Origin of the sequence: Halolamina salina (genome assembly GCF_042678005.1) — an archaeon.
GTDB lineage: Archaea > Halobacteriota > Halobacteria > Halobacteriales > Haloferacaceae > Halolamina > Halolamina salina.
The window spans coordinates 8301-16599 of the sequence record NZ_JBHUDH010000035.1; the positions used below are offsets into that span (position 1 = coordinate 8301).

Annotated in this window: 7 protein-coding genes; 6 read left to right on the forward strand and 1 reads right to left on the reverse strand. The window is 68.3% G+C overall.

Features of this window, described 5'->3' with window-relative positions; all coding sequences use genetic code 11:
* A partial coding sequence (locus ACFR9S_RS04385; RefSeq protein WP_379818137.1) for an amidase family protein occupies positions 1-525 on the reverse strand: 525 nt, incomplete at its 3' end.
* A gap of 117 nt (positions 526-642) precedes the next feature.
* Here ACFR9S_RS04385 and ACFR9S_RS04390 point away from each other — a divergent pair.
* The 6 genes from ACFR9S_RS04390 to ACFR9S_RS04415 all read left to right on the forward strand — a co-directional run.
* On the forward strand, positions 643-1560 hold the full coding sequence (locus ACFR9S_RS04390; protein ID WP_379731247.1) for an alpha/beta fold hydrolase: 918 nt from the start codon (positions 643-645) through the stop codon (positions 1558-1560).
* A complete protein-coding gene (locus ACFR9S_RS04395; RefSeq protein WP_379731246.1) occupies positions 1557-3383 on the forward strand; it encodes a S9 family peptidase in 1827 nt (608 codons plus the stop codon). Before ACFR9S_RS04390 ends, ACFR9S_RS04395 begins: the two co-directional genes overlap by 4 nt.
* Before the next feature lie 90 nt (positions 3384-3473).
* Positions 3474-5321, forward strand: coding sequence for an ABC transporter substrate-binding protein (locus ACFR9S_RS04400; RefSeq protein WP_379731245.1), 1848 nt, complete (start codon positions 3474-3476; stop codon positions 5319-5321).
* Between the two features lie 16 nt (positions 5322-5337).
* The gene (locus ACFR9S_RS04405; protein WP_379731244.1) at positions 5338-6324 is read left to right on the forward strand and encodes an ABC transporter permease; all 987 of its coding nucleotides are present in this window, start codon (positions 5338-5340) and stop codon (positions 6322-6324) included.
* Positions 6324-7277 carry an ABC transporter permease gene (locus ACFR9S_RS04410; RefSeq protein ID WP_379731243.1) on the forward strand — a complete coding sequence of 318 codons (954 nt, stop codon included), beginning with the start codon at positions 6324-6326 and terminating at the stop codon, positions 7275-7277. The genes ACFR9S_RS04405 and ACFR9S_RS04410 overlap by 1 nt, the downstream gene beginning before the upstream one ends.
* The coding region (locus tag ACFR9S_RS04415; RefSeq protein WP_379818138.1) for an ABC transporter ATP-binding protein at positions 7274-8299 on the forward strand (1026 nt) is incomplete at its 3' end. The genes ACFR9S_RS04410 and ACFR9S_RS04415, both read left to right, overlap by 4 nt.

Sequence of the window (8299 nt, forward strand, 5' to 3'; positions counted from 1 at the left end):
GGCGGCGATACCGCTGCCGGCCGAGGAGCTGCCGGGCTGGCGCTCCGGGTCGTGGGGGTTCCGGGCGAGACGGAGCCGCATGCTCTCGCGGCTGCCACCGAAGGCGAACTCGTCCATGTTGGTCTTCCCGACGATTCGGGCGCCAGCGTCGAGCAGCCGGTCGACGACAGTCGCGTCCCGGGCGGGGACGTAGGCCGGGTCGGTCAGCAGGGGCGAGCCACAGGTCATCGGCACGCCCGCCACCGCGACGTTGTCCTTCACGCCGACGGTCAGCCCGTCGAGCGGGCCGGAAGCGCCCTCGCGCCCCACGTCACAGCGCGTGAGCCACGCGCCGAGCTCGTCCGTCTCGGGGTCGGGGTCCCAGTGCTCCCGCTCGGGCGGCGCGGCGGGGGGTTCCGCGTCGAACGCGTCGAGCACCGCGTCCTGCTCGGCGAACTGTTCGGCGAGCGCGTCGGCGTCGGCGACCGACAGCGAGAGCCGGTCGGCGTACGCCGCCACGTCCTCGGGGCTGGGGGAGTCGGACATACGCGTGCCAGGTTCGGGGCGGGGCGCTTCAAGCTGACGCCGGCGGCGACGGATCGCGGTAAACGTGACCTGTACACAAGCTATTTGCTACCCCGGCCAAGTGGGTACGCCGAGGAGATGTACGCAGAGATCAACGGGGCCGACCTCTACTACGAGGTCCACGGTCCGGACGACGCGCCCGCCATCGTCTCGCTGCACGGCGGGCCCGGCATCAGCGACCACCAGAAGGGAAAGGAGGCGTTCGAGGCGCTCACCGACGCCTACCGGCTGGTGGTGTACGACCACCGGGGCTGCGGGCAGTCGAGCCTGACCGAGCCCTACTCGAACGAACAGTACGCGAGGGACTGCGAGGGGCTGATCCAGCATCTCGGCCTTGACGAGGTGGTGCTCGTCGGCGGCTCATACGGCGGCTTCATCACCCAGGAGTACGCGACCCGGTTCGGCGACCGGGACCACTTCGAGGGGTTCGTGCTCCGGGACACCGCGGCCTCCCACGCCTACGAGGACAACTCCGTCGAGAACGCCCGGGAGTCGTGGGACGAGATGAAGGCCCGGAACTTCGACCTGCCCGACATCACCTGGGAGGAGTTCATGACGGTGATGGACGGCAACGTCGAGTCCGACGAGGAGTTCGAACGCATCTGGCTGGGGATGCTGCCGCTGTACGCCCCCAACCTCGACGCGTTCGACGTGGAGGCTGCGAAGGAGTCGACCGCCGAGCGCGACTTCCACCACGAGACCCACAACGAGATGTTCACCAACGCCTACCCCAACATGGACTACACCGACGACCTGCCCGACGTGGACGTGCCGGCGCTCGTGACCGTCGGCCGCCACGACTGGATCACGCCGCCGGAGGCCAGCGTCGAGATCGCCGACCTGCTGCCGGACTCGCGGCTGGTGATCTTCGAGTCCAGCGGCCACTCGCCGAACCTCGACCAGCACGACCAGTTCATCGCTCGCGTCCGGGAGTTCTTCGACGAGATCGGCTACGGCGAGCCGTACGCCGCGGCCGACGGGGGTGAGCGACGATGACGGAGACGAGCGACCCGGACGTGATGAACCTCGCCGACGCGCTCTCGGTGTCGTGGCGCCCCGGCGAGCCCCGGCGGCTCACCTACGTCGAGCGCGAGCGCGGCGCCGACGCCGTCTACGACTACCGCTTCGACATCGACGCCTCCGAGCGCGTGGTCGCGTTCGACGAGCGCATCTCCGGGCGCTGGGGGCAGGTCGACTGGGGTCCCGACGGGCGGTATCTGCTGTACACCCGCGGCGGGGATATCCGCGTCTACGACACCGAGACCGGCGAGGAGTCGACGCCGGCACCGAGCGAGGCGTTCGACAACGCGCCGCGGTTCTCGCCCGGCGGCGAGCGGATCGCGTTCATCTCCGGCCGGGGCGAGGCGGGGAACGACATCTGGGTCGTCGACCGCGACGGCAGCAATCTCGAACGGATCACCGAGGGTGCGAACCCCCACGACGACAAGCGCTGGGAGCCGGCGTGGTCGCCGGAGGGCGACCGTATCGCCTACGTGGGCGCCGCCGACTGGCACGGCCGCGACTGGGCCGACGAGGCACACGTCGTCCACGTCGGTACGGGCGAGGTCGACCGGCTCACTCGCGGGCTGAGCGTCACCTCGGTCCCCTCGTGGGCGCCCGACGGCGACAGGGTGGCGTTCTTCGCCAAGGAGGTCGCCGAGCCGTGGTACCGCCACTCCGAGGATATCCACGTCCACGACCTGCGCCGCGGGACCCGTGAGATCTACCCGGTCGAGGCGTCCCACCAGTACAACGTCCAGCAGCCGATCTGGGACGGCACCGACCGGCTGTTCTTCCCGACCCGCGAGCGCGGGAAACAGCAGTTGGAGGCGATGCTGCTCCACGACGAGAGCGACGCGCGGGGGATTCCGACCCGCGTGACCGTTCACGAGGGCGTCTTCGGTGCGGGGCCGATATCGCTCTCGCCGGACGGCGAGTATCTCGGCTTCTCCTACGCCGAGGCGGAGCTACCGCCCCACCCGCGGGCGATCCCGACCGCGGGCGGGCAGGAACAGCAGCTCCGTGACCCCGAGGTGCCCGACGGCGTCGTCGTCCCGGAGAACGTCACCTACGAGAGCTTCGACGGCCAGTACGTCAACGGCTACCTCTACAAACCCGACGGCGTCACCGAGGACGACCCCGCGCCGGCGCTGGTGCAGGTCCACGGCGGCGGCCACTTCCAGTACGGCGACGGCTGGCACCCCATCGAGCAGTACCTCGCCGCCCACGGCTACGTGGTGTTCGCGATCGACTTCCGGGGCTCGGGCGGCTACGGGCGGGCGTTCCAGGAGCTCTCGATGGAGGACTGGCACGGCGGGCAGGTCGACGACGCCCGCGAGGCCGCGCGGTTCGTCCGGTCGCTACCGTACACCACCGACAGCGTCGGCATCTACGGCGGCTCGTGGGGCGGCTTCATGACGCTGATGAGCCTCACCCGCTACCCCGAGGTGTGGGACGCCGGCGTCGAGTGGTACGGCGTCTCGAACCAGTTCACCGACTACGAGGAGGTCGACCGCGTGGGTCGCCTGCTCACCGAGCGGGACATGGGCGGCACGCCCGAGGAGGCCGAGGAGCTCTACCGGAAAGCCAGCGCGGCGTTCGACCTCGACCGCGTCGAGACGCCGCTCCGGGTGCTCCACGGCGCCGAGGACGAGCGCGTCCCGATCAATCAGGCCGAGGAGCTGATCGACGAGCTCGACGACGGGCCGGTCCCCTTCGACGCCACCATCTACGAGGACGAGGGGCACGGCTTCCGCGACGAGGCAAACCGCCGCGACGCGATCGAGCGGACCCGCGGCTGGTTCGACGAGCACCTCTGACGCCCCGCCGTCGAACCCCTCCCGCCTGACGCATCGGGACGCTATGCTAAGACTTATGGTGGGAGGGTCGTTCCCGTGAGACAGAGACCCATGAGGGACGACAACCCAGACACGGAACCGCTCGTCGACCGTCGGTCGATCCTCCGATACGGCGCCGTCGGGGGAGCGATCGGGCTCGCCGGCTGTACCGGCGGCGACGGGACGGACACGGCGACGGACGCGACGGACACGCAGAGCAGCACCGCCGAGGGGACGCCGCTCTCGACGGACGAGGACATCGAGCGCGGCGGGAAGCCGGTGGTCGGACTCGGTGCGGAGCCGCAGGCGTTCAACCCGCTGGTGACCTCCGACTCGGACGCGTGGGCCATCATGGACCGCATGTACCCGTACCCGACGGTCCGGGACCCCGCCGACGTGGAGAACACCCACCCCTACGTGTTCAACGACTGGTCGTTCGACCCCGACTCGCTCACCGGCGAGGTGACGATCACCGAGGGGTTCCAGTGGTCCGACGGCGAGACGCTCGACGCCGAGGGCGTCGCTTGGTGGTTCCAGTACCTGATGGAGCAGTCGGGCCACCGCTACGAGTCCAACACCAACCAGCTCGCGAGCATCGAGGCCACGGGCGAGTACTCGCTGGAGTTCGAACTGGAGAGCACGACCGCCGCGGTGTTCACGCCCGAGACTGGCGTGTTCGCGGTGCCGATCCTGCCGGCACACGTCTGGCAGGACATCGACGACTACACCCAGTACTCCCCGGACGAACTGATCGGCGCACAGGGGTTCGAGTGGGCCGACTCCAACCCCGGGAACTGGTACGAGCTGAACGCCAATCCGGACACGCTCCCCGACGAGATTCACGAGGGGCCTTACATCGAGTCGCTCCGGTTCCGCGTGTTCGGCGACATGACGACGCTGATTCAGGAGCTCCAGCGCGGCAACGTCGACCTGACGTACAACTCCATCACGCCGAACCGCGCGTTCCAGCTTCAGGACGCCGACTCGGTCAAGGTCTGGAACTCCCGGGCGCGTGGCTACAACTACATCGCCCACAACATGCGCCGGGTGCCGTTCGACGACAAGCCGTTCCGGCAGAGTCTGGGGTTCATCTACCCGTTCAACTACCTCCAGAGCCAGCTCCGTCGCGGCCTGACCGAGACGGGCGACTACGTGGCCGCGGGCGTGTACGAGCCGTGGCGGCCCGACAGCTTCGACGAGCCGATCGAGCACGGTCCGTACATGACCGACGACGGCCAGCTCGACGTGGAGCAGGCGCGTGAGTTCCTCCGCAACGCCGACGGCGAACACGACTACACGTTCGGCCCCGTCGAGTCCGAGCAGGTCACCGGCGATCAGGAGATCCGCGTCGACGGCGAACTGCTCACGGACGCCCACACCAACAACGACGGCGAGGGCGGGCAGGGGCCGATCAGCCTCGTGATCACGCCGCCGAGCACCGCGCCCGTGGAGGCTCAGGCCGGCGCCCGGTTCGTCGAGAACCTCAACGAGGTCGGCATCCCCGCGGAGACCCAGCCGGTCGCCGAGGGCTCCCAGAACTCGCTCATCTGGGTACAGGAGGACTTCGACATGTGGTCCTCGGGCTGGATCTGGATGCCCAAGCCCCACATGTACATGGGGTTCTGGCTGACCAGCGGCAGCGTGGACGCCGACTCCTCCAGCGACGAGGTCCACCTCAACCCGATGGGGTACACCAACGCCGACGACCTGATCTCGGCAGTCCAGACGACCTACGAGCCGGAGGCCCAGCGGCAGGCCACGAAGGAGGCGCTGGCTCGGGTGTACGAGGACCAGCCGGTGCTCGTGACGGAGTACCCCAACCGGCTCCACGCCTCCTCGAACACCTTTGAGGGGTGGGTGAAGGTGCCCGGCGGTATCACGCAGAACCCGTGGACGTACCTGAACGTCCGCGAGGCCTAACCTCCCCGCCACCTCCATGGTTCGGATTACTGGCCGCTATCTGCTCCGCCGAGTGGCGATCAGCGTCGTCACTATCTACATCCTCGCGAGCCTGCTGTTCGTCCTGATGCACGCGATGCCGGGCAGCCCGATCGACGCGCTGGTAGGCCCGGGGATGACGACCGAACAGATCGAGAACATCGAGCAGCGGTTCGGGCTGAACCAACCGATCTGGCGCCAGTACATCGAGTTCATCACCTCGGTCACGGTGTTCGACTTCGGCTACTCGGTCCAGACGCTGGAGCCGGTGCGCGATCGCCTGCTCGACCGGTTCGTGCCGACTATCGTGCTGTTCGCGCCCGCCTTCATGCTCCAGTACTCGTTGGGGACGATCATCGGTACGTTCCTGGGCTGGAAACGCGGGACGAAGACCGACCTCGCGGGGTTCACCACCGGCCTGTTCATGTACTCGATCCCCTTCTTCTGGCTGGGGTGGATCCTCGTTGGGGCGTTCTCCTACGAGCTGGGGCTGTTCCCCAGCGGCTCGATGATGCCGCCGTACACCAGCAGCTTCCACTGGCTGGACGCGGTGATCAACCTTGTCTGGCACATGACCCTGCCCGTGCTCTCGCTCGCGCTGGTCGGCTGGGCGGGGCCGATGCTGATCATGCGGACGACGATGCAGGACGTCGTCGACGCCGACTACGTCGACTTCGCCCGCGCACAGGGGTACGACGAGCCGACGGTGATGACCCGCTTCGGCGCGCGCAACGCGCTGATCCCGGTCATCACGCAGGGTATCATCGGCATCGCGTTCATGATCGACGGCTCGGTCATCGTCGAGACGGTGTTCTCCTGGCCCGGGATCGGCCAACTGCTGGTCGACGCCATCTTCGCGAAGGACCTCCCGACCGCGCTCGCGGCGTTCTACACGCTGGGGGTGTTGATCGTCGTGCTCAGGCTCGTCACGGACGTGGTGTACACGATGATCGACCCGCGGATCGAGTTCGGGGGTGAGGCCTGATGGCGACCGAGACCAGAGAGGTCGACGCCGACGCCGACAACGGGATCCGAGAGCGGCTCTACCCGCTGATCGTCGGCGTCCGCCGGACGTGGGGGCAGTTCACCGAGTCCCGACTGGGCGTGCTGGGGCTGCTGATCATCGCCGCCATCGCGTTCGTCGCGGTGTTCGCGCCGTACATCGCGCCCCACTCGCTCGAGTGGCAGGCGTTCGGCAACAACCCGACGTTCAGGCAGGCGAGCCAGCTCCCCCACCCGCCCGCGTTCGGCGACCCGTTCTTCGCGCCGCTCGGCACCGATCACCTCGGACACGGGATCCTGACCCAGCTGATCTACGGCTCCCGGACGGCGCTGTTCATCGGGCTGGCGGCGGGGGTGCTCTCCTCGCTGGTGGGCGTCCCGCTGGGAATCATCAGCGGCTACTACAGCAACACGTGGGTCGACGAGGGGATCCAGCGCGTCGTCGACGTGATGTACGGCCTGCCGTTCCTGCCGCTGGTGATCGTGCTGGTGTTCATCAACGGCGTCACGACGACGAACATCATCCTCGGCATCGTCGCGAAGTCGTGGCTGAACAACGCCATCGTCATCCGCGGACAGGTGCTGTCGCTGTCGAAGCGGCCGTTCGTCGAGGCCGCGGAGGCCAGCGGCGCCAGCGACTTCCGGATCATGTGGCGACACCTGCTGCCGAACGTGCTGCCGCTGGGGTTCATCTACCTCGCGCAGGACGCGGCGTTCGCCATCCTGATTCAGGCGAGTCTGGCGTTCCTCGGCCTCGCCGACTTCACCCAAGTCTCGTGGGGGACGATGCTGCAGTGGATACAGGTGCAAGGATACATCTACACGGCGCCGTGGTGGCTGATCCCGCCGGGGATCATGATCGCCCTGCTGGCGGCGTCGTTCTACTTCATCGGCTACAGCCTCGAAGACGTCATGAATCCCGGTTCGAACCAATGAGTAGCACGACCACACCGACGGCCGACGAGTCACAGGGGACGGTCCTCGACGTCGAGGACCTCTCAGTCACCTACCGGATGGAGGACGAACCGGACGTCAACGCGGTCCGGAACGTGAGCTTCAGCGTCGAGGCCGGCACCACGTTCGGGCTGGTCGGCGAGTCCGGCTGCGGGAAGACGACGGCGGCCCGCGCGCTCATCGACCTGCTCGACGAGAACGGCGAGATCACGAACGGGAGCGTCCGCAAGGGCGGCCGCGACCTTACGGCGGTGAGCGACGCGGAGCTTCGGGACGCCCGCTGGAACGAGATCGCGACGATCCCGCAGAACGTGATGAACGCGCTCAACCCCGTCGAGACCGTCGGCTCCCAGATCCTCGACGTGATCCAACTCCACACGGACCGCGACCGGGAGGCCGCACGGGAACACGCCGAGGGGCTGTTCGAGCAGGTCGGCCTCACGCCCGACCGGATGGCGGACTACCCCCACGAGTTCTCCGGCGGGATGCTCCAGCGGGCGGTGATCGCGATGGCCATGTCGTGTGACCCGGACCTGATCATCGCCGACGAGCCGACCACGGCGCTCGACGTGGTCGTACAGGACGAGATCCTCGCCGAACTCGAGGAGCTTCAGCGGGAGATGGGCGTCGCGATGTTGGTGATCAGCCACGACATCGGCGTGATGGCCGAAATCTGTGACGACGTCGGCGTGATGTACGGCGGCGAGCTGATGGAGGTCGGGAGCGCGACCGACGTGTTCGCCAACCCCTCGAACCCCTACACGCTGGGGCTGGCGAACTCGTTCCCGGACATCACCGACCCGGACCGCGAGCTCGTGGACATCCCCGGCACCGCCCCGGAGCTCACGGGCGAACGCCAGGGCTGTCCGTTCGTGGAGCGCTGTCCGTTCGCGACCGACGAGTGCGAGCAGTACCACCCCGACCTGACGGCGGCGCCGGGCGCGCCCGACCACCGCTCGCGCTGTCACTTCGTCGACGAGGTGGACCGCCTCCGCGAGGAGGCC

What these genes read in the sequence shown, in the direction of transcription:
- ACFR9S_RS04405 (WP_379731244.1), top strand. Translation starts at nt 5,338, where the DNA reads ATGGTTCGGATTACTGGCCGCTATCTGCTCCGCCGAGTGGCGATCAGC.
- ACFR9S_RS04400 (WP_379731245.1), top strand. Translation starts at nt 3,474, where the DNA reads ATGAGGGACGACAACCCAGACACGGAACCGCTCGTCGACCGTCGGTCG.
- ACFR9S_RS04390 (WP_379731247.1), top strand. Translation starts at nt 643, where the DNA reads ATGTACGCAGAGATCAACGGGGCCGACCTCTACTACGAGGTCCACGGT.
- ACFR9S_RS04395 (WP_379731246.1), top strand. Translation starts at nt 1,557, where the DNA reads ATGACGGAGACGAGCGACCCGGACGTGATGAACCTCGCCGACGCGCTC.
- ACFR9S_RS04410 (WP_379731243.1), top strand. Translation starts at nt 6,324, where the DNA reads ATGGCGACCGAGACCAGAGAGGTCGACGCCGACGCCGACAACGGGATC.